16 protein-coding genes, 1 pseudogene and 1 riboswitch are annotated in these 21,592 nt (G+C 66.5%); of the genes and pseudogenes, 11 read left to right on the forward strand and 6 right to left on the reverse strand.

Going from position 1 to position 21,592, the window contains the following annotated elements; genetic code table 11:
- The first annotated feature begins 45 nt into the window (after positions 1-45).
- Together M9H71_RS11000 and pheT are read left to right on the forward strand one after the other, a co-directional pair.
- Positions 46-528 (forward strand): endonuclease domain-containing protein, encoded by a 483-nt coding sequence (locus M9H71_RS11000; protein WP_455405062.1) that lies wholly within the window; start codon positions 46-48, stop codon positions 526-528.
- Positions 529-669: 141 nt separating this feature from the next.
- Complete coding sequence (pheT, locus tag M9H71_RS11005) at positions 670-3,081, forward strand: phenylalanine--tRNA ligase subunit beta (protein WP_455405063.1); 2,412 nt, start codon at positions 670-672, stop codon at positions 3,079-3,081.
- Between the two features lie 7 nt (positions 3,082-3,088).
- Here pheT and M9H71_RS11010 read toward each other — a convergent pair whose 3' ends face one another.
- Complete coding sequence (locus M9H71_RS11010; RefSeq protein WP_455405064.1) at positions 3,089-4,546, reverse strand: flavin monoamine oxidase family protein; 1,458 nt, start codon at positions 4,544-4,546, stop codon at positions 3,089-3,091.
- A gap of 349 nt (positions 4,547-4,895) precedes the next feature.
- Here M9H71_RS11010 and M9H71_RS11015 point away from each other — a divergent pair, with 349 nt between their 5' ends.
- The gene (locus M9H71_RS11015; RefSeq protein ID WP_455405065.1) at positions 4,896-5,780 is read left to right on the forward strand and encodes a YiiX/YebB-like N1pC/P60 family cysteine hydrolase; all 885 of its coding nucleotides are present in this window, start codon (positions 4,896-4,898) and stop codon (positions 5,778-5,780) included.
- 14 nt (positions 5,781-5,794) lie between these two features.
- Here the strand turns inward: M9H71_RS11015 and M9H71_RS11020 are convergent, their stop codons facing one another.
- Together M9H71_RS11020 and M9H71_RS11025 are read right to left on the reverse strand one after the other, a co-directional pair.
- A complete protein-coding gene (locus tag M9H71_RS11020; RefSeq protein WP_455405066.1) occupies positions 5,795-6,367 on the reverse strand; it encodes a thermonuclease family protein in 573 nt (190 codons plus the stop codon).
- A gap of 88 nt (positions 6,368-6,455) precedes the next feature.
- Complete coding sequence (locus M9H71_RS11025; protein WP_455405067.1) at positions 6,456-6,674, reverse strand: DUF1674 domain-containing protein; 219 nt, start codon at positions 6,672-6,674, stop codon at positions 6,456-6,458.
- A 156-nt stretch (positions 6,675-6,830) separates the two neighbouring features.
- Here M9H71_RS11025 and M9H71_RS11030 point away from each other — a divergent pair, with 156 nt between their 5' ends.
- From M9H71_RS11030 to purH, 3 genes are all read left to right on the forward strand, one after another.
- Positions 6,831-8,183: an RsmB/NOP family class I SAM-dependent RNA methyltransferase gene (locus tag M9H71_RS11030; RefSeq protein ID WP_455405068.1), complete on the forward strand. Its 1,353-nt coding sequence runs from the start codon at positions 6,831-6,833 to the stop codon at positions 8,181-8,183.
- A gap of 338 nt (positions 8,184-8,521) precedes the next feature.
- Positions 8,522-10,237 (forward strand): heparinase II/III family protein, encoded by a 1,716-nt coding sequence (locus M9H71_RS11035; protein ID WP_455405178.1) that lies wholly within the window; start codon positions 8,522-8,524, stop codon positions 10,235-10,237.
- A 77-nt stretch (positions 10,238-10,314) separates the two neighbouring features.
- Positions 10,315-10,397, forward strand: a riboswitch (ZMP/ZTP riboswitch).
- A gap of 25 nt (positions 10,398-10,422) precedes the next feature.
- Entirely contained in the window at positions 10,423-12,015 is a 1,593-nt protein-coding gene (purH, locus tag M9H71_RS11040; protein ID WP_455405069.1) for a bifunctional phosphoribosylaminoimidazolecarboxamide formyltransferase/IMP cyclohydrolase, read from the forward strand.
- Between the two features lie 245 nt (positions 12,016-12,260).
- Here purH and M9H71_RS11045 read toward each other — a convergent pair.
- Positions 12,261-13,348 (reverse strand): annotated as a pseudogene (locus tag M9H71_RS11045) (3-deoxy-7-phosphoheptulonate synthase).
- 214 nt (positions 13,349-13,562) lie between these two features.
- On the reverse strand, positions 13,563-14,960 hold the full coding sequence (locus M9H71_RS11050; RefSeq protein ID WP_455405070.1) for an MFS transporter: 1,398 nt from the start codon (positions 14,958-14,960) through the stop codon (positions 13,563-13,565).
- Between the two features lie 104 nt (positions 14,961-15,064).
- Between M9H71_RS11050 and ggt the strand changes: the two genes are divergently transcribed.
- Positions 15,065-16,798: a gamma-glutamyltransferase gene (ggt, locus tag M9H71_RS11055; RefSeq protein ID WP_455405071.1), complete on the forward strand. Its 1,734-nt coding sequence runs from the start codon at positions 15,065-15,067 to the stop codon at positions 16,796-16,798.
- A 171-nt stretch (positions 16,799-16,969) separates the two neighbouring features.
- The gene (locus tag M9H71_RS11060; RefSeq protein WP_455405072.1) at positions 16,970-17,845 is read left to right on the forward strand and encodes an SDR family oxidoreductase; all 876 of its coding nucleotides are present in this window, start codon (positions 16,970-16,972) and stop codon (positions 17,843-17,845) included.
- Between the two features lie 228 nt (positions 17,846-18,073).
- Here M9H71_RS11060 and M9H71_RS11065 read toward each other — a convergent pair whose 3' ends face one another.
- Positions 18,074-18,742, reverse strand: coding sequence for a glutathione S-transferase (locus M9H71_RS11065; protein WP_455405073.1), 669 nt, complete (start codon positions 18,740-18,742; stop codon positions 18,074-18,076).
- 215 nt (positions 18,743-18,957) lie between these two features.
- On the opposite strand from M9H71_RS11065, the gene M9H71_RS11070 reads away from it, so the two are divergent.
- From M9H71_RS11070 to panE, 3 genes are all read left to right on the forward strand, one after another.
- Positions 18,958-19,560, forward strand: coding sequence for a DsbA family protein (locus M9H71_RS11070; RefSeq protein ID WP_455405074.1), 603 nt, complete (start codon positions 18,958-18,960; stop codon positions 19,558-19,560).
- Positions 19,561-19,708: 148 nt separating this feature from the next.
- On the forward strand, positions 19,709-20,446 hold the full coding sequence (locus tag M9H71_RS11075) for an SDR family oxidoreductase (protein ID WP_455405075.1): 738 nt from the start codon (positions 19,709-19,711) through the stop codon (positions 20,444-20,446).
- 72 nt (positions 20,447-20,518) lie between these two features.
- On the forward strand, positions 20,519-21,451 hold the full coding sequence (panE, locus tag M9H71_RS11080) for a 2-dehydropantoate 2-reductase (RefSeq protein ID WP_455405076.1): 933 nt from the start codon (positions 20,519-20,521) through the stop codon (positions 21,449-21,451).
- Positions 21,452-21,592: the final 141 nt, after the last annotated feature.

Genomic DNA, 21,592 nt, shown 5'->3' on the forward strand with positions numbered 1-21,592 from the left:
GCGGGAGAGGGGTGGGGTGAGGGCGACGCGGGGACGGAGCTTGCGATGGACGATCCGAAGCAACCGACCTGGAGCGTGTCGCCGAGCCTGCGCCGCCATGCGCGCGAGCTGCGGAAGAAGTCGACCGATGCCGAGCGGCTGATGTGGGGCGAGCTGCGCGACAAGCGTCTCAACGGGTTCTCGTTCAAGCGCCAGGTGCCGATCGGTCCGTTCATCGCGGATTTCGCCTGTCATTCGGTGAAGCTCGTGGTCGAGCTCGAAGGCGGTCAGCATTTTTCCGATGACGCCGAGCGCGCCGATGCGGGCCGGACGGCGGCGATCGAAGCCCGCGGGTTTCGGGTGATCCGCTTCAGCAATCATGAAGTCATGACTAATCGAGCAGGGGTGTTGCAGAGCATTGCGGATGTTCTCGCGGAAAGAGCCCTCACCCCGACCCTCTCCCGCAAGCGGGAGAGGGAGCGCGCCGAGCGCGCGGCGAAGCAGCGGCCTACACGCACGCAGCGCCCGTCATCAGACAATTCGGACTAACGACATGGCCCGCAGCCCCTCCATTCGGCACGGCCGACTCCCTCTCCCGCTTGCGGGAGAGGGGTGGGGTGAGGGCGCCGCGGGGCCAGGCCTCGCAATTCAGCAAGCGACACGCACAGCGCCAGACGGAAGTAACAACCGATGAAACTCACCCTCTCCTGGCTGAAAGATCATCTCGACACCGACGAGTCGCTCGACGCGCTCGCCGACAAGCTCACCATGATCGGGCTCGAGGTCGAGGGCATCGAGGACAAGGCGAAGGCGCTGGCGCCGTTCACCATCGCCAAGGTGCTGACCGCCGGAAAGCATCCCAACGCCGACAAGCTGCAGGTCTGCACCGTGGACGTCGGTGACGGCGGCGCACCGGTGCAGGTGGTGTGCGGTGCGCCGAACGCGCGCGCCGGCCTCGTCACCGTGTTCGCGGCGCCGGGCACCTACATCCCGGCGAAGGATTTCACGCTCGGTATCGGCAATATTCGCGGCGTCGAGAGCCGCGGCATGTTGTGCTCGGCCGCCGAATTGCAGATCTCCGACGACCACGACGGCATCATCGAGTTGCCGGCCGATGCGCCGGTCGGCGCCGCCTATGCGGCGTGGGCCGGGCTCGGCGATCCGGTGCTCGATATCAACCTCACGCCGAACCGGCAGGACTGCGCCGGTGTGCACGGCATCGCGCGCGATCTCGCCGCCGCCGACATGGGCAAGTTCAAGGATCCCGCCATCAAGCCGATCAAGGGCGAATTCCCGTGCCCGGTCAGCGTCACCGTCGAAGACAGTAAGCTGTGCCCCGGCTTCGCGCTGCGGCTGGTGAAGGGCGTTAAGAACGGCCCATCGCCGGAATGGCTGCAGAAGCGTCTGGCTGCGATCGGCCTGCGTCCGATCAATGCGCTGGTCGATATCACCAACTATCTGACGTTCGATCGCTCACGGCCGCTGCATGTGTTCGACGCTGCCAAGGTGAAGGGCAATCTGGTGGTGCGCCGCGCTCACGATGGCGAGACGCTGCTGGCGCTCGACGGCCGCACCTACACGCTGGATTCGTCGGTCTGCGTGATCGCTGACGATCACGGTGTCGAGTCGCTCGCCGGCATCATGGGCGGCGAATTGTCCGGCTGCTCGTCCGAGACCACCGACGTGCTGATCGAATCGGCGCTGTGGAACGAAATCAATATCGCCCAGTCCGGCCGCAAGCTCGGCATCAACACCGATGCGCGTTATCGCTTCGAGCGCGGCGTCGATCCGGCCTTCATGCTGCCGGGGCTCGAACTGGCAACGAAGCTGGTGATGGATTTCTGCGGCGGCACGCCGTCGGAGGTCGTCGTGGTGGGCAATCGTTTCGCCGACGACAGAATCATCGAATTCCCGCTCGCCGAGGTGAAGCGGCTCGCCGGCATCGAAGTGTCGCTGACCGAGGTCCGCCGTATCCTCAACCACCTCGGCTTCGCCGTTGCCGGCCAGGCGCCGGTCGTGAAGGTCGCGGTACCGTCGTGGCGCAGCGATGTTCACGGCAAGGCCGATATCGTCGAGGAAATCGTCCGGATCGTCGGCGTCGACAAGGTGCCGCTGACGCCGTTCGAGCGTGGCGATGCCCCGCGGAAGCCGGTGCTCACCCAGATCCAGACCCGCACCCGCCGTGCCAAGCGAGCGCTGGCGGCGCGGGGCCTGACCGAGGCGGTGACCTGGTCGTTCATCTCCAAGCCCGCTGCCGAAGCGTTCGGCGGTGGCCAAGCCGATTTGGCCCTCGCTAATCCGATCGCGTCCGATCTGTCCGACATGCGGCCGAGCCTGCTGCCCGGCCTGATCGCCGCTGCCCAGGCCAATGCGGATCGCGGTTCGCCGGATCTGGCGCTGTTCGAAGTCGGGCAGGTGTTCAAGGGCGATTCTCCGCAGGACCAGTTCATGGCTGCGAGCGGCGTCCGCCGTGGCGTCGCCTCCTCCGCCGGCCTTGGCCGGCACTGGTCGGGCTCGGCGCAGGCGACTGCGCTCGATGCCAAGGCCGATGCGTTTGCGGTGCTGGCCGCGGCCGGTGCGCCGATGGCTGGGCTGCAGATCGCCACCAACAAGTTGCCGGCCTGGCTGCACCCCGGCCGCTCGGGCGCGATCCAGATCGGGCCGCAGAACGTGCTCGGCTACTTCGGCGAACTGCATCCGCGGGTGCTCGAACAGCTCGGTGCCGACGGTCCGCTGGTCGCGTTCGAAGTGATGCTGGAGAAGATCCCCGATCCGAAGCAGCGGCCGACCCGCGCCAAGCCGGCGCTCGAATTGTCGGCGTTCCACCCGGTGTCGCGCGACTTCGCTTTCATCGTCGAGCGCAAGGTCGCAGTGGCCGACATCGTCCGTGCCGCACAGGGCGTCGACAAGAAGCTGATCACTTCGGTCAGCGTGTTCGACGTCTATGAGGGCAAGGGCATCGATCCCGACAAGAAGTCGGTGGCGATCGCCGTGACGCTGCAGCCGCGCGACAAGACCATGACCGATCAGGAGATCGAAGCGGTTGCGGCCAAGATCGTGGCGGAAGTCACCAAGAAGACCGGCGGCAGCTTGCGCGGCTAACGACCGCTCAGCGCCACCACGAGGGCGCACCGCTCGCGCTCGCGGGCGGTCGTTGTTCGCGCTGGCGTCTCGGCTCGCGCCGCGGCCTCTGTTTGCGTGCGGGTTTCTCGGGCGCCGGCTGCTTGACCGCACCGATCTTCTTCAGTGCTGCCTCGGCAGCTTGCTCGCCAGATTCCCAGGCGCCCTGCACGGTGCCGAACAGCGTTTCGTGCGTCGCTTCGCCGGCCAGGAATAGATTACCGAGCGGCTCGCTTAGGATCTTGCGCGACGGCTGGCCGCCGGGCTCAGCCGCCGACATCGCCCCGAGCACGTAAGGCATCTCGTTCCAGCGCGTCGCCGCTTTGTGCTCGACTGCGCCCGCGATGTCGCTGCCGAACAGCTTGCCGAGCCATTCGATCGCAAAATCCTGCATGGCGGCTTCGCCTTGCGCGGCGAGCTGGCGCCCGAACGAGCCGGCGACGTCGACCGTGCATAGCGACGAGCCGCCGATATTGCCCACCAGCGTCGCGGTGCGGATATCGTCGGCGCGTTCGATGATGGTCTCGTCGCGCGACAGCCCGAGTGGGTTGCCTTTGAACTGCAGCGCGATGCGGTCGGCGCTGCCGAGGCTCAGGCGCGCGGCGGCGTCGAGTTGTCGTTTCGGCAGGTCGGGGGAGAACGCGAGATTGCCCGAGGTCAGCACATTGGTCGATGCGGTGACGATGATCGCGCGCGCGCCGATCCGGCCGGATGCGGTTTCGACCGCCAGATCACGCCCGCTCCAGACGATCCGCTTCACGGGGGTCGACAGCGCAACCGGCAGCGACGCTGCAAGCTGCGTCAGCAGGCTGCCGACGCCTTGCGGGCAGCCGATCAGCGCGGTGCGATCCAGCGTCCGCGCGGCATCCATCGCCGACAGCGCTCGCAGGTCCTTGCTGGTGGTCGCAGGCCCCAGCAAATAGTCGATCGTCGCCGTCCAATCGCCGAGGTCGTTCGGCATCGCGGCCGCGCAGGAGATGTCGGTTTTGCCGCGAGCGGCCTCGCTGATCGCCCGGCTGGCGCGGACGAAGGTGGCCAGGAGGTCCTCGGTCTCGCGCGAGCGGGCGTTGCGTCGCCCGATCCGGACCTTCTGTCCGGGTGCGACCGGCGTCACCGCAAAGCCGGAGCTGCGCGCCAGCCGGACCAGCGGATTGCTGTCGGGATTGTGCAGCCAGCGCGCGCCGCGGTCGAACGGCGCCGCAAAGCTGGTGGTATCGGTCAGGCAGCGTCCGCCGACCTGAGAGGTGGCTTCGACCACGATCACTTTCCGGCCGGCCGCTGCGATGCGCCGCGCCGCCGCAATGCCGGCGGCGCCTGCGCCGACCACGACGACCTCTGCCTCGCGCGGCAGAGCAGCGCTCGCCCGGCCCGCCAATGCAGGCAGCAACGCAAGGCCGGCAGTGGCTCCGAGCAGACCCTCGAGCAGGCTGCGTCGCGAAATCGTCATGGCATGGTTTCCGGAAACTTGAAGGCGGCCGAGACGATCGACCCGTCCGGCGCAAAGCCGCCGGCGCGGGACGTGTCTGGCAGAGTAACGGCACGGCGCTGCGCGACTGTGGCCAATGTATTGAACTCCGTCGCGTTTCGCGTCGTCCGCAGAGCGTTTCGGCGGCGCCGCAAGGCGCAGCCGCTGCCGTCAACTTGCCGGAATCGCTCCCAGCCGGCAACCGTTCGTGGTGAACGATACGTAACCGCGCGAGGAACCAGATGAACTAAACTGCAACGGCTTTGCTCGACGATCATCGACGAACGAAATGTGACGATGTCGCAGCAATGATCCCCGCAGGAGCGCAGCAATGGGTGTGGTGCTCGAAGCCGTCGGCAAGTTGATCGCCAGCTACTTGCAGAAGGAAGAACCGGGTTACGAGCCGTTCACCCCGAGCGATCCCGACCACCTCCGCACCATGATGGAGCCGGGCGACGTCTTGCTGGTCGAGGGCAACAGCCGGATCGCCGGCATCATCAAGTATCTGACGCAATCGACCTGGTCGCATGCCGCGCTCTATGTCGGACCGATCGACGGCGTCACCGAGCCCGACGGCGAGCCGCATGTGCTGGTCGAGGCCAATATCGGCGAAGGCGTGAGTTCGTCGCCGCTGTCGCGGCATCTGGCCTATCACACCCGGGTCTGTCGGCCGGTGGGCTTGTCCTACGAAGACCGTCACACGGTGTGCCGCTACGCGATCAACCGGATCGGCTTCGGCTACGATACCAAGAACATCATCGACCTGATGCGCTATCTCGTTCCGATGCCGGTGCCGCAGCGCTGGCGGCGGCGCATGATCGCGCTCGGCTCCGGCGATCCGACCAAGATCATCTGCTCGGCGCTGATCGCGCAAGCGTTCGAGGCGGTGCGCTATCCGATCCTGCCGAAGATCACCAGGGCCGGCAGCCGGGCGGCACGACGGGAGATCCTGCAGATCAGGCACTCGTCTCTCTACATGCCGCGCGATTTCGACATCTCGCCGTATTTCGAGGTGGTGAAGCCGACCATCGTCAACGGCTTCGACTACACAACGCTGCACTGGGCCGACAAACCCAAGCCGTTCGTGGACAGCGATGGTCTGTTGCAGAGCGCCACCGACACTCCTGAACCGGCGCCCTCGATCGTGCCGGAAGCGGCCGAAGCCGACGACGTGCTCGACAGCCCGGCGATCGCGAAGTTCAGCGCGGTCGCCTGAGCGATCGCATCGCATCAACGCTCATCACACCATCCGAGCCGATGCCCGCCGCCATAAGCGCGGACGTGGCCGCTTTCGAGCAGCGCGTGGGAGACACTGGCGGTCCGCCTGGTGGCGACGTCGGCGACGACACGGCCCTGATACTTGTCGGGCCCGATGTTGTAGATCGCGACCTCGCCCTCGGCCAGCAGCCGGCGCAGCGCCTCGGCAGCGGCTTCCGCCATCCGCAGTTCGCGGGCGCATTGGGCTTTCAGCTCCGGCGCGTCGATGCCGCGCAGCCGCACCCGGGTGCGCAGATCCGCTCCTGGCCACAGATGCACCGTCGCATCGAAAGTGTCGCCGTCGATCGTGTACAGTACGTCGACTGAATGCCGCGTGGTTGGATCGCCGGCCCGCCGCCACACCGTCTCGCTGTCGTTATCGAGACCCTGCGAAGTCGGCGGCTTCAACCAGGACAGATGCAGCCAATGCCGCGCGGGCAGCATCGTGCCGGCCGCAACCCCGAGCACGAACACCCACGGCCACAGCCGGCTGCGCCAGGGCAGTCGCGAGATCCGTGCCCGGTTCGTTCTGAAATTCGAGGGCATGTTGCTGCAATGGGCCGAGTCGGGAGGCGAAGCAACCAGGACCGCAGGGCTGGGTTGCGGAATAACCCGCAGGTGGTGACACCTCGTCTTAGAAGTCCGACGCGATGCCTTTGACTTCCCAGTCTCCATAGCGGGTCGGTTCCGGTCCCTTCGGACCCTGAACCTCTTTGGCGCGCGCCTCCGCATGCCGGGCAGCCTCGATGCGGCGCGCCTCGGCTTCGGCGAGCGCGCGCTTGGCGGCTTCCGGCAGATCCTTACGCGGTGGGGCGGCATCCGGCGTTGCGGCATGCGGATCGGATTCGGTCATCGACAGACGCCTTTCTGTTCACAGGGCAGACACGGATCACCGCTGTCGTGGAACGCGACGGCGATTCTTACATTTGGCATATTCGACTGCCATTCACGGCAGACCGGCGCGCAGCATCGCGCGGCGCCTCTCCTCGTGCTGTGATACCCTCGATTCATGCCTGCTCCAAGATTCGCCCAAGCTTCCGAGGTGCCCGGCCTCGCCGCGCGCCGTATTGCCGCGGACATTCTGGACGGGGTGCTGCAAAAGCGCCGGATGCTCGACGACCAGCTCGAAGGTCCGGCCGCGCATCCGGGGTTGAAGACATTGTCGGATCGCGATCGTGCGCTGATGCGCCGGCTGGTCGCGACGATCTTGCGCCGGCTTGGAACGCTGGAAGGATTGCTGGCCAGGCTGCTCGATCGCGGCGTGCCGACCGATGCGCCCCGCGCCAAGAGCGCGCTGTTGATCGGCACCGCGCAGATCCTGTGGATGGAAGTGCCGGACCACGCTGCGGTCGATCTGTCGGTGCGGCTGGTACAATCTGACCGCCGTGCTGCGAAATATGCCGGGCTCGTCAACGCGGTGCTGCGACGTTGCGCGCGCGAGGGCCTGCCGCTGGTGGAAGAACTCGCCGCTGCGACTCCGGATGTGCCGCAGTGGCTGCTGGCGCGCTGGAGCACGCATTATGGGGAGGAGACGGCCCGCGCGATCGCGACCGCGATCAGCCATGAGCCGTCGCTCGATCTCACGGTGAAGTCCGACGCGCCGCATTGGGGCGCGCGGCTGCACGGAGAAGTCTTGCCGACCGGCACCGTCCGCACGCTGCTGCAGGGTTCGGTGCGGATGCTGCCAGGCTTCACCGAGGGGCAGTGGTGGGTTCAGGACGCGGCGGCGGCATTGCCGGTGCGGCTGTTCGGCGATCTTCAGGGCAAAGCCGTCGCCGATCTGTGTGCGGCGCCGGGCGGAAAAACCGCGCAGCTCGTGTCGGCCGGTGCGCGGGTGAGTGCGATCGATCGTTCGCCTGCGCGTGTTGCAAGGTTGCGTGAAAACCTTGCCCGGCTCTCGCTCGATGCCGAAACCGGCGTTGCCGATGCAGCGGAATGGCGCAACGGCGCCGAAGCGGATTTCGACGGTGTGCTGATCGATGCGCCGTGCGCGTCGACCGGCACCATTCGCCGCCATCCCGACGTCGCGTGGCTGAAGCAGGAGAGCGACATCGGCGCGCTCGCTGCGGTTCAGGACCGACTGCTGAAGAAGGCGGTGTCTTTGCTGCGGCCCGGCGGCACGCTGGTGTACTGCACCTGTTCGCTCGAACCCGAGGAAGGCGAGCAGGCGATCGCTTCGCTGCTGGATGCGGAGCCGTCGATGCGCCGGGCGCCGGTCGATCCGGCCGAAGTGGCAGGACTCTCCGACATCGTCACTGCGGACGGCGCGCTCCGGACACTGCCGTGCCATCTGCCGCACAGCGATCCGCGGCTCGCCGGGTTCGACGGCTTCTACGCGGCGCGACTGGTAAAGTCGCTGTAAAATCAGCCAATTGACCTGCTGCCGGGACGTGGCGCAGCAGCGCCTGTCCACATTCGTCTATCGCCAGGGTGTGTGGGGTCGAATTCCAGATTAAAAGGATTCGCAACGAATTTTCGTTAATTCGAGGTTGCCTTGTTTCACAACGATCTTTCGTCTCCGCCGCACGCATGTCCGCAGAGCCGTTCCAATCGAGGCTGTACCGGACTGGAAGATTGTCCGACGTCTTGCGTGATCCGACATCCGCCATCCGCAGAAGGCAGCAACGTGATGCGTATCAACGATCGGGGGCTCTAGCGCAGGTGTCGGTCGCGCCCCGCAGACGGATTTCGACGCTGATCATGGGCCGCTTCGCGCGGACCGTGTGGGCGCGTGCGTCGAGCAGCTCGGTGGCTGTGACCAGGCTGTGGCCCGGCCGCACCGACCGGCTGATCATCGCCCCGCACGATCTGCGCACTGCGGACGCGACCCGTGCTGCCGAGATCTATGCCGGCCGCTTCGTCTTCGCCGGCAAGATCGTCACCTGTCACGGCCGCTCGATCTTCGATCTCGAACCGCCTTCGGATGATTGGGAGGCCGCGCTGCTCGGCTTCGGCTGGCTGCGCCATTTGCGCGCCGCCGACACCGCGATCACCCGCGCCAATGCCCGCTCGCTGGTCGACGACTGGCTCAGCAACATGTCGCGCACCGGCCCGGTCGGGCGACGGCCGGACGTGCTGGCGCGGCGGGTGATCTCGCTGCTGTCGCAGGCGCCCTTGGTGCTGTCCGACACCGATGGCAAGTTCTATCGCCGCTATCTGCGTGCCCTGACCCGCGAGATCCGGGCGCTGCGCTACGCGTTGGTCGATGTTCAGGATGGCGTGCCGCGGCTGCAGGTGACGATCGCGCTGTGCTACGCGTCGCTGTGCCTTGCGAACCAGGCACGCCAGATTCGCGGCGCCACCAAGAGGCTGTCGGACGAACTGCAGCGCCAGATCCTGCCGGATGGCGGCCACATCTCGCGCAATCCGGGCGCGCTGATCGAGCTGTTGATCGACCTGTTGCCGCTGCGCCAGACCTTCGCGGCCCGTAACATCGCGCCGCCGCCGGCGCTTCTCAACGCGATCGACCGGATGATGCCGATGCTGCGGTTCTTCCGCCACGGCGACGGCAATTTCGCGCTGTTCAACGGCATGAGCGCGACGCCGTCGGATCTGCTGGCGACGCTGCTTGCCTACGACGACAGTCAGGGCACGCCGCTCGCCAGCATGCCGCATTCCGGCTACCAGCGGATCGACGCCGGCGCGACGTTGGCGATCGTCGACGCCGGCGCGCCGCCGCCTTCCAATGTCAGCCAGGAAGCGCATGCCGGCTGCCTGTCTTTCGAGTTGTCGTCGGGCTCGTGCCGGATCGTGATCAACAGCGGCATGCCGACCACCAACCGCGAGAGTTGGCGCGGCTTCGCTCGCTCGACGGTGGCGCATTCGACGGTCACTTGTCACGACACTTCGTCCTGCAGCTTCGTCGAGCGTTCGGCGATGAAGCGCTTCCTGCACGGTTCGCCGGTGATCAGCGGTCCGCGGCAGGTCGAGAACCGCCGCGAGGACGTCGCGGGAGGCGTCTTGCTGACGACCGCGCACGACGGCTATCGCGACAAATTCGGCGTGCTGCATCGGCGCGTGCTGATGGTGAAGCACGACGGCAGCCGGATCGACGGCGAGGACAGCCTGGCGCCGGTGCAGGGCGGCCGCCACCGTGCCGCTCAGGCCGATTACGCCTTGCGCTTTCACCTTCATCCGTCGGTCAAGGCCAGCCGTCTCCACGATGCCCGCGGGGTGATGCTGGTGCTGCCCAATCGCGAGGTCTGGACCTTCGAGGCGGCCGACGACAAGGTCGACCTCGAAGACAGCGTGTTCCTGGCGGGCAACGACGGGCCGCGGCGCTCGACCCAGATCGTGATCCGGCAGAACTCGATCGAGGCGCCGAACGTGCGCTGGAGCTTCATCCGCTCCAATGCCTCGCCGCAGGCGACCAGCGCCCGCCGCGCCGCCCGCCGCGAACCGGAACTGCCGCTCTGAAGCGCGTTCCGCAAAATATGAAGCCTTCGGCGACCTTGGTCGCCGTTGTCGAGAGCGGTGAAAACTGCTACCGAACCCACGCCTCGCGCGACTGGCGACGTTAGGATGGAGCACCATCGGGAAGCGCGGGACGTATCTGCCGCGCGCCTGGGCATAGCTTTCCTTCCAACAGAAGATCGTGCCCCATGACCCAGAATCCCCGTCGCGTCACCCGTGCCCTGTTGTCCGTGTCCGATAAGACCGGTCTGATCGATTTCGCCCGTGCGCTCGCCGGCCATGGCGTCGAGCTGGTCTCGACCGGCGGCACCGCCAAGGCGATCGCGGCGGCCGGGCTCCCGGTCAAGGACGTCTCCGAGCTGACCGGCTTCCCCGAAATGATGGACGGCCGGGTCAAGACCCTGCACCCGAAGGTGCATGGCGGTCTGCTGGCGATCCGCGACAACACCGAGCACAAGCAGGCGATGACCGATCACGGCATCGCGCAGATCGATCTGCTCGTCGTCAACCTGTATCCGTTCGAGGCGACCGTCGACAAAGGCGCGCCCTTCGAAGACTGCATCGAAAATATCGACATCGGCGGCCCGGCGATGATCCGCGCGGCGGCCAAGAACCACGACGACGTTGCGGTGGTGGTCGAAGCCAATGACTATCAGGCGGTGCTCGACGAGCTCGCGGCCAACAAGGGCGCGACTACGCTTGTCCTGCGCCGCCGCCTTGCCGCCAAGGCCTATGCGCGCACCGCCGCGTATGATGCGGCGATCTCCAACTGGTTCGCGCTCCAGCTCGAGATCGGCGCGCCGGATTTCCGCGCGATCGGCGGCCGGCTGATCCAGAGCCTCCGCTACGGCGAAAACCCGCATCAGACCGCGGCGTTCTACGCTACGCCGGAGAAGCGCCCGGGCGTCGCCACCGCGCGCCAGGTGCAGGGCAAGGAACTGTCCTACAACAACATCAACGACACCGACGCGGCCTATGAGTGCGTCGGCGAGTTCGACGCGGGGCGCACCGCGGCCTGCGTCATCGTCAAGCACGCCAATCCCTGCGGCGTTGCCGAAGGATCGAGCCTGCTCGACGCTTATCGCAAGGCGCTGGCCTGCGATTCGGTGTCTGCGTTCGGCGGCATCGTGGCGCTCAATCGCACCCTCGATGCGGAAGCCGCGCGCGCCATCACCGAGATCTTCACCGAGGTGATCATCGCGCCCGATGCGACCGAGGAAGCGATCGCGATCGTGGCGGCGAAGAAGAACCTGCGCCTGCTGCTGGCGGGCGCGCTGCCCGATCCGCGCGCCAACGGCCTGACCTACAAGACCGTCGCCGGTGGCCTCCTCGTGCAGTCGCGCGACAATGCGGTGGTCGACGACATGGCGCTGAAGGTGGTCACCAAGCGGCAGCCGACCGAAGCAGAGCTGCGCGACCTGAAATTCGCGTTCCGGGTCGGCAAGCACGTCAAGTCCAACACCATCATCTACGCCAAGGACCTTGCCACGGTCGGCATCGGTGCCGGTCAGATGAGCCGCGTCGACTCCGCCCGCATCGCCGCCCGCAAGGCGCAGGATGCGGCGACTGAGCTGAAACTCGCCGCGCCGATGACCAAGGGCTCGGTGGTCGCGTCGGACGCGTTCTTCCCGTTCGCCGACGGCATGCTGGCCTGCATCGAGGCCGGCGCCACCGCGGTGATCCAGCCCGGCGGCTCGGTCCGCGACGACGAAGTGATCAAGGCCGCCGACGACGCCGGCATCGCCATGGTGTTCACCGGCACCCGGCACTTCCGGCATTGATCTTTGAACCCTCTCCCCTTGTGGGAGAGGGTGGCGAGCGCAGCGAGCCGGGTGAGGGGAAGCAGCCGAGCTCAATGCCCGCCTCCCCCCTCATCCGACGCGGACTGCGTCCGCGCCACCTTCTCCCACAAGGGGAGAAGGGATGAGGCGACTGCCTCAACCGTCATCGCCTTTGCAGATGGGCGATGACCATTGTGTTGCGAAAAGCGGGGCAGCGACCCGAGGCCGCTGCCCCGCTTAGCTGATCAAGCTGCCGCACCTTCTTGCTGAGCGCTACGCCGGACAGCTCGCCGGCTCTCGACCGCGGTGGCCAGCTCGTGCAGCACCGTCTCGGTCGTTGCCCAGTCGATGCAGCCGTCAGTGATGCTCTGGCCGTAGCGCAGCGGCTTGTCCGGCACGACGTCCTGCCGACCGGCAACGAGGTTGCTCTCGATCATCACCCCAATGATGCGGCTCTCGCCCGCCGCCACCTGATGCGCGACATCGGCCATGACCTTGGGCTGATTGTCCGGCTGCTTGCTGCTGTTGGCATGGCTGGCATCGATCATCAGTCGCGGCGCCAAGCCGATCTTGCCGAGCACCGCTGCGGCGGCCTCGACGCTTGCGGCGTCGTAGTTCGGCGTGACGCCGCCGCGCAGGATGACGTGGCAGTCGCTGTTGCCGGTGGTCGCCGCGATCGCATTACGCCCGCCCTTGGTCACCGCCATGAAATGATGCGGCTGCGCCGCGGACTTCACCGCTTCCGCCGCAATCCGGACGTTGCCGTCGGTACCGTTCTTGAACCCGATCGGGCAGGATAGCCCCGATGCCAGTTCGCGGTGGATCTGGCTCTCGGTGGTTCGCGCGCCGATCGCCCCCCAGGCGACGAGATCCGCGATGTATTGCGGCGTGATCAGATCCAGGAATTCGGTGGCGGCCGGCAGGCCGAGATTGTTCACGGCCGACAGCACCTGGCGCGCCAGCCGCAGTCCCTTGTCGATCGGAAGCTGCCGTCGAGATCGGGGTCATTGATCAGCCCCTTCCAGCCCACCGTGGTCCGCGGCTTCTCGAAATACACCCGCATCACGATCTCGAGCCGGTCGGCCAGGGTCTCGCGCAGCGCCGCCAGACGATTGGCATAGTCCATGGCCGCGGCCGGATCGTGAATCGAACACGGGCCGACGACGACGAGCAGCCGGTCGTCGGCCCCGGTCAGGATGGCGTGAATCGCGCTGCGGCTCGCCGCGACAGTGCGTGTCGCGGTCAGGGTGCGCGGAATCTCGCCCATCACTTCGGCGGGCGTACTCAGTTCGGTGATTTTCTGAAGGCGAAGGTCGTCTGTGGTGGTCAACACGGCAGTTTGCTCCTGTTCAGGAGACCTGCCGGCTGAAACAAAAAAGCCGCCAGGTCTGGCGGCTTGTCGGATTTAATGCAGCAATCTTCAGATCGCGCGAAATCCTCCCGCCGCCAGCGAGCTGCTAAAGTAAAAGTACCAATACGAGGCGGTCAGGTGGATCATGCCCGCTCCTATAGACCAGGTCGGTGCGTTTGTCCACGCACCGGCGCGATCACTCCGCCGAGCGCCGAACCTGGGTCAGCAGCGCCAATCCGGCGACGAAGAACAGCACCAGCACGGCCATGCCGGCTTTCTGGCTGCTGGCCAGCGCCGTGACGGTCGCGATCAGCAGCGGGCCGATGAACGACGTCACTTTGCCGGTGAGGGCGAACAGGCCGAAATACTGCGCGATCCGGTCCCGTGGGGCGATCCTGATCAGCAGCGTGCGGGATGCGGCCTGCAGCGGTCCGCCGGCGATGCCGATCAGGCAGCCGAGCAGCAGATAGGCGCGCTCCGCCGGTGACGCGAACAATGCGCCTCCCGGTTGCGGCGGCGTCACTTCGATCAACAGCACATGGCTGGGATCGATCAGCAGGATGCCGGCGATTGCGACCAGCAGGAGGAGCAGCGAGCCGGCGATCACCCGCTTGGAGCCGAACGCATCGTCGAGCCGTCCACCGGTGAAAGCACCGATGGTGGCGGCGATCGCCAGGATGATGCCGAAGGTGCCAATCTGGATCGTGCTCCAGCCGAAGGTGCCGGTGGCGTAGATGCCGCCGAACGCGAACAACGACACCAGCCCGTCGGTGTAGATCATGTTGGCGAGCAGAAAGATCGCGAGCGAACGACGACGCGGCAGATCGCGCAGCGTCTCGCGGAGCTCGCGCAATCCCTCGCGGATTGCGGCGCGCGGCGCCAGCTTGGCCGGGAAGTCGGGCGTCAGCAGAAACATCGGCAGCACGAACACCACGAACCACACGGCCGTCAGCGGACCGCTGATCCGATCGCCTTCGTGCAGCGCCGGATCGAGTCCGAACCACGGCGCGATGCCGAGCAGTGTCTTGCCGGTGTCCGGGCTGGCGGCGAGGAAGCCGAGCACCAGGACGAGCGACAGGATGCCGCCGACATAGCCGGTCGCCCAGCCGGTGCCGGACAGTCGGCCGATCTTCTCCGGCGGCACCAGATTGGGCATCATCGCGTTGTTGAACACGGTTGCGAATTCGACGCCGATCGTGGCGATCGCGTAGGCGATCAGCAGCGGCAGAATCGTATGAGGTTCGCCCGGTTTGCCGAACCACATCAGCGACGAACCGATCACCAGCATCGCGCCGAACAGCGCGATCCACGGCTTGCGCCGGCCGCTGGCATCCGCGATCGCGCCGAGCACCGGCGACGCCAACGCGATGATGAAGCCGCTCGCCGCGGTGGCGAACCCCCACAGCGATTGGCCGGTCGCCGGATCCGGCGCCACGTAGGTGGCGAAATAGGGCGCGAAGATAAAGGTGGTGATCAGCGTGAAGTATGGCTGCGCCGCCCAATCGAACAGGATCCAGCCGACGACGGCGCCCTGCGACGGATAGCGGATCGGTTCACGAGGTTGCGCCATGCCTTCCGCGACAGATGACGACATCTTGTTCCTTCCGCGCGTCGGCCCTGTTTTGCCTCGCGGCGTCGATTGCCTATAGGATTCGCCTGCCGCGTGGCAGCCTGCGCCGCATAAATCGGAGCCACTCGATGACGACACTGCGCGTCCCGCAACGCATTTTGATGACGCTGGCCGCGCTGGTGCTGGTGGTGCGCCCGCTCCCCGCGCCGGCGCAGGACATGCGGGGCGGCACGGCGCGCGAGCCGGCCCAAGCCGTGGTCGCCAAACACGGCATGGTGGTGGCGCAGGAACGGCTGGCCGCGGAAATCGGCGCGAGCTTTCTGGCCCGCGGCGGCAACGCGATCGATGCGGCGGTGGCGACCGGCTTTGCCATGGCGGTGACCTATCCGCGCGCCGGCAATCTCGGCGGCGGCGGCTTCATGGTGATTCATTCCGCGACAAAGAATGAGGACGTGGCGATCGATTATCGCGAAACCGCGCCGCAGGCCGCCACACAGGACATGTTTCTGACGGACGGCAAACCCGACCCGGACAAATCGCGCAAATCGGCGCTCGGCATCGGCGTGCCCGGCACGGTGGCCGGGTTGGCGCTGGCACTGGACAAATACGGCTCCGGCAAGTTCAAGCTCGCGGACGTGATCGCGCCGGCAATCGCGCTGGCACGGGACGGCATCGAAGTTGCCGACGACACCGCCGATACGCTGCCGGATTGGCACCGCTGGCTGTCGCGCTGGCCTTCCACCCGTAAGGTGTTCGCCCGTCCCGACGGATCGTCGCTGCAGGCGGGCGACAGGCTGCTGCAGCCCGATCTGGCCGCGACGCTCGAAGCCATCGCCCAGCAGGGACCGGATGGATTCTATCGCGGGCCGGTCGCCGAGAAGCTGTCGCGCGGCATTCGCGACGCCGGCGGGCTGATCACCCCCGAAGATCTCGCCGGCTATCGGCCGGTGCTGCGCGCGCCGCTGCGCGGCACCTATCGCGGCTACGACATCGTGGCGATGCCGCAGCCGTCGTCCGGCGGCGTGGTGCTGATCGAGAGCCTGAACATTCTGGAAGGCTACGCGATGCGTGACCTCGGGCAGGGCACGCCGCCGTCGCTGCATTTGCTGATCGAAGCGATGAAGCGCGCCTATGCGGACCGTGCCCGCTATCTCGGCGATCCTGCGTTCAGCGAGGCGCCCATGACGAAGCTCTTGTCGAAGGACTACGCGGCAAGCCTGCGAGCCGGGATCGAACCGCAGCGGGCGACGCCGGTCGCTGAGCCGCTGCCGCAGCCGCGCGAGGGCCAGAACACCACGCACTTCTCGGTCGCCGATGCCGCCGGCAACGCCGTCAGCAACACCTACACGCTGAATTTCTCCTACGGCGTCGGACTGGTGGCGGACGGCACCGGCGTGCTGCTCAACAACGAGCTCGATGATTTCACCGCCGCGCCCGGCGCATCCAACGCCTACGGACTGATCGGGTTCGCGGCCAATCTGCCGGCGCCCGGCAAACGCCCGTTGTCGTCGATGTCGCCGACGATTCTGCTCAAGGACGGCAAGCCGGTGCTGGTCACCGGCTCGCCCGGCGGCAGCCGCATCATTTCGGCGGTGCTGCAGGTGATCGTCGATGTGATCGATTACCGGATGAACGTCGCCGACGCCGTGGCGGCGCCGCGTTTGCATCATCAATGGATGCCGGACCAGGTGCGGGTCGAGCACGGATTTCCGGACGCGACGCTGGACGCACTCCGCGCCATGGGCCACCGCGTGGTCACTCCGCTCGGTCAGACCTCGGCGAATTCGATTTGGATTGACGCCGACGGCTTCCATGGTGCGCCGGACCCGCGAACACGGGGGGCGACGGCGGCGGGGAATTGATCGCTGGTAGGTAGTAACCGAGGCGACACCTCTCCGCACGCGCTGCGCGCCGCGTGTGCGGCGAAGGCTTCGGTGTGCACGGGTGTTTCAACGTCTCGCCGCAAGCGGATGCAGCGGCGCCCTGCTAATCTGTTCGGCCAATCGATTTGGGCGACCAGGAGGCTGCATCAGATGGCATCACTAAAGGGCAAGACGCTGTTCATCACCGGGGCGAGCCGGGGCATTGGGCTTGCGATCGCGCTGCGAGCGGCGCGGGACGGGGCCAATGTGGCGATTGCGGCCAAGACCACCGAGCCGCACCCGAAGCTGAAGGGCACCATCTACACGGCGGCCGAGGAGATCGTCGCGTCCGGCGGCAAGGCGCTGCCGCTGGTCTGCGACATCCGCGACGAGGCGCAGGTGATCGACGCGATCGGCAAGACGGTCGCGGAGTTCGGCGGCATCGACATCTGCGTCAACAACGCCAGCGCGATCAGCCTGACGAATTCGCAGGCGACCGAGATGAAGCGCTACGACCTGATGATGGGGATCAACACCCGCGGCACCTTCATGGTGTCGAAATACTGCATTCCGCATCTGAAGAAGGCGGCCAATCCGCACATCCTGATGCTGTCGCCGCCGCTCGACATGAAGGCGAAGTGGTTCGCGGCGTCGACCGCCTACACCATGGCGAAGTTCGGCATGAGCATGGTGGCGCTCGGCCTGTCCGGCGAGCTGAAACACGCCGGCGTCGCCGTCAACGCGCTGTGGCCGCGGACCACGATCGCGACCGCCGCGGTCGGCAATCTGCTCGGCGGTGACGCGATGATCCGCGCCAGCCGCACGCCGGAGATCATGGGCGACGCCGCCCACGCGATCCTGACCAAGCCGTCGCGCGAATTCACCGGCCAGTTCTGCATCGACGACAGGGTGTTGTACGAGTCCGGCGTGCGCGACTTCGAGCCATATCGCGTCGATCCGAGCGTGCCGCTGATGTCGGACTTCTTTGTTCCGGACGACAGCGTTCCGCCGCCTGGCGTCACCGTCACGCCGCTGCCGATGGGGTAGGTGCCTGTCGTAGGTCGCTTCACTCTCCCCAAGCACAGAGCGCTCCCTCTCCCGCCTGCGGGAGAGGGTTGGGGAGAGGGCGACGCGGACGACGACCTCTCGATGTCGATGAAGAGAGGTACGGCAGGCGCTGTGCCTGGGGTGCCCTCACCCCCGCCCTCTCCCGCAGGCGGGAGAGGGAGCTGTCGTGCTTGGCGCGCCGGTCGTTGCTCTCATCGAATCTGTTACTTACGCCTTGCCGATTTCGTATGGCCCGCCTTTTTCCAGCGCGCGGTTGTAGGCAGGGCGGGCGTGGATGCGTTCGAGCCACGCCTGCGCCTTCGGGTAGCGCTGGTCGAGACCGCCGCGTGAGGCTGCGGCTTCCAGCGGGAAACTCATCTGGATGTCGGCGGCGGTGAATTCGTCGCCGGCGAAATACGCGGCCTTGCCGAGTTCGCTCTCCCAATAGTCCATGTGCAGCTTGAGCTGCGGATCGACGAAGCCGGTCAGCGCGCCGGACGCCACCATCTTCACCAGCGGCCGCACCAGCGCCGGGGCGCGCTTCGGCATCATCGAGAACAGCAGCTTCAGCAGCAAGGGCGGCATCGCCGAGCCCTCGGCGTAATGCAGCCAATAGGTGTAGCGCAGCCGCTCCGGGGTGTTCGGTGGCGGGATCAGCCGGCCGTCCCCGTAGGTGCCGACGATGTATTCGATAATGGCACCGGACTCGGCGATGGTGTTGCCGTTGTCGGTGATGACCGGCGATTTGCCGAGCGGATGTACGGCGCGCAGCTCCTTCGGCGCCATCATGTCCGGCTGCCGCTGATAGCGCTTGATCTCGTAAGGGGTGCCGAGCTCCTCCAGGAGCCACAGCACGCGTTGCGAGCGGGAATTGTTGAGGTGATGGACGGTCAGCATGTCGCGAAGATCCCAGATGTCTGTCAGTGATTGAAGCGGCACCAGCCGTGAGAACGCGCTCCGCCTTAGCAGAGTTTCCGCGGCGCGGGACATCACAGTTCCGAAGGTTGCGAACCTCGCCTCAGGCCCGGTTGATCGGTCGCGGCAGACGCGCTACGGTCGGTATAGAATGACGATAATCATATAAGGCGACCCAGCCGCTGCCGGAGGAAACCATGACCCAGCCCGCCCCGCAATTCCTGTTCGACTTCGGCAGTCCCAACGCCTTCCTGGCCCACGAGGCGATCCCGGCGATCGAGCGGCGGATCGGCGTCAAATTCGACTACGTGCCGGTGCTGCTCGGCGGCATCTTCAAGGCCACCAACAACAAGTCCCCGGCGGAGACGCTGGCCGGGATCAAGAACAAGCGCGAATTCCACGCGGTCGAAACCGAGCGCTTCCTGAAGCGCTACGCGGTCAAGCCGTATGTGTGGAATCCGCATTTCCCGGTCAACACCCTCAACCTGATGCGGGCCGCGGTCGCGGCGCAGCTCGACGGCGTGTTCGACAAGTATGTCGAGGCCGCGTTTCATCATATGTGGGTCGAGCCGAAGAAGATGGACGATCTCGAGGTCGCCGCCGCGGCGCTGTCATCCACCGGGCTCGACGGCAAGGCGCTGCTGACCCGTGCGCAGGAGCCGGATGTGAAGGCGAAGCTGATCGCCAACACCGAAGACGCCGTCCAGCGCGGCGCTTTCGGCTCGCCGACCTTCTTCGTCGGCAAGGAGATGTTCTTCGGCAAGGAACAGCTTCGCGACGTCGAAGAGATGTACAGCTGATCCGGTCCCTCATGGTGAGGAGGCGCGGAACGCGCCGTTTCGAACCATGAGGCCGACGCCGTGCCACCTTATCCTTCGAGACGCGCGCGAGGCGCGCTCCTCGGGATGAGGGCCGCCACCGCCCGACAATTCATACGAGGAGACGCCCGTGCAGCCACGCAACGCAACCGTCGCGGTGATCGGAGCCGGCGATTACATCGGGGCGGAGATCGCCAAGAAGTTTGCCGCCGAGGGCTTCACTGTATTCGCCGGCCGGCGCAACGGCGACAAGCTGGCGCCGCTTGTGGCGGAGATCGAAGCGGCGGGCGGCCGCATCGTCGCCAGATCGCTGGATGCGCGCAAAGAGGACGAGGTGACGGCGCTCCTGAACGACGCCGACGCCCACGCGCCGCTGGAGGTGACGATCTTCAATGTCGGCGCCAACGTCAATTTCCCGATCCTGGAGACGACCGACCGGGTGTTCCGCAAGGTCTGGGAGATGGCGTGCTGGGCCGGCTTCGTGTCGGGTCGGGAGTCGGCACGGCTGATGCTGGCGCGCGGGCAGGGCAAGATCTTCTTCACCGGCGCGACAGCGTCCTTGCGCGGCGGTTCGGGGTTCGCGGCGTTCGCCTCGGCCAAGTTCGGCCTGCGTGCGGTGGCGCAGTCGATGGCGCGCGAACTGATGCCGAAGAACATCCACGTTGCGCATCTGATCATCGACTCCGGCGTCGACACCGCCTGGGTGCGCGAGCGCCGCGAACAGATGTTCGGCAAGGACGCGCTCGCCAATCCCGATCTATTGATGCCGCCGGCCGCGGTCGCCGGTGCCTACTGGCAGCTCTATCAGCAGCCGAAGAGCGCCTGGACCTTCGAGATGGAGATTCGCCCCTACGGCGAGAAGTGGTGAGAGGTATGCCGCTACGCCGCTCGCGGCTGCTGCGCAACCCGGCTAAGACACGCGAATATCTCGGAGGATGCGATGCGGGTTTTGATCGTCGGCGCGGGTGCGATCGGGGGCTATTTCGGCGGGCGGCTGTTGCAGGCCGGCCGTGATGTCACGTTCCTGGTGCGGCCCGGCCGCGCGGCGGAACTCGCGCGCGACGGGCTGGTGATCAGAAGCCCGCACGGCGATGCGACAATCCCCAATCCGCCCGCCGTGCAGGCTGCGGCGTTGACGCCCGACTACGATCTGGTGGTGCTGAGCTGCAAGGCGTTCGACCTCGACGACGCGATTGCGTCGTTCCGGCCGGGCGTCGGGCCCCGCACCACGATCCTGCCGCTGCTCAACGGCATGAAGCATCTCGAGGTGCTCGACGCCGCCTTCGGCCGCGACCGGGTGCTCGGCGGTCAGTGCGTCATCGCGGCGACCCTCAATGCGCAGCGCCACGTCGTCCAGCTCGCGCCGATGAGCGCGATCACGTTCGGCGAGCGCGACGGCACGATGTCGGAGCGGGTCGCTCAAATTTCCGCGGCGCTCGGCGGCTGCGATTTCGACGTCAACGCCTCGCCGGTGATTGCGCAGGAAATGTGGGAGAAATGGGTCTTTCTTGCGACCCTCGCAGGGTCGACCTCGCTGATGCGGGGGGCGGTCGGCGACATTCTGGCTGCGCCCGGCGGTGCCGATTTCATGATGGGTGTGTTCGACGAGATCGCCGCGATCGCGGCAATGGCGGGTCACCCGCCACGCCAGGCTGCCGTCGAACGCACCCGGTCCATGATGCTCTCGGATGGCTCGAAGCTGACCGCTTCGATGTTCCGAGACATCCAGGCGGGCGCCAGGATCGAGGCCGATCATGTCATCGGTGATCTGATCGCGAGGGGCGATGCCGGCAACGTCCCGATTCCCAAGCTGCGGGTCGTCTACACCCACCTCAAAACCTACGAACGGCAGCGCGAAATCACGTCCCTTTGAGGGCCTGCAGCCTTGGGTTGCGCGATTGAAAGGCATTAGCTGATTGCTGCCTCATTCTTTCGTCTAGCGCACCGCAGCGTCGATCGGGACCTCCCCGTAAGTAGCCCAGGAGGGGTGCGACAAGTCGCGATGGTTCTTGCA

This window comes from Rhodopseudomonas parapalustris, assembly GCF_053772255.1.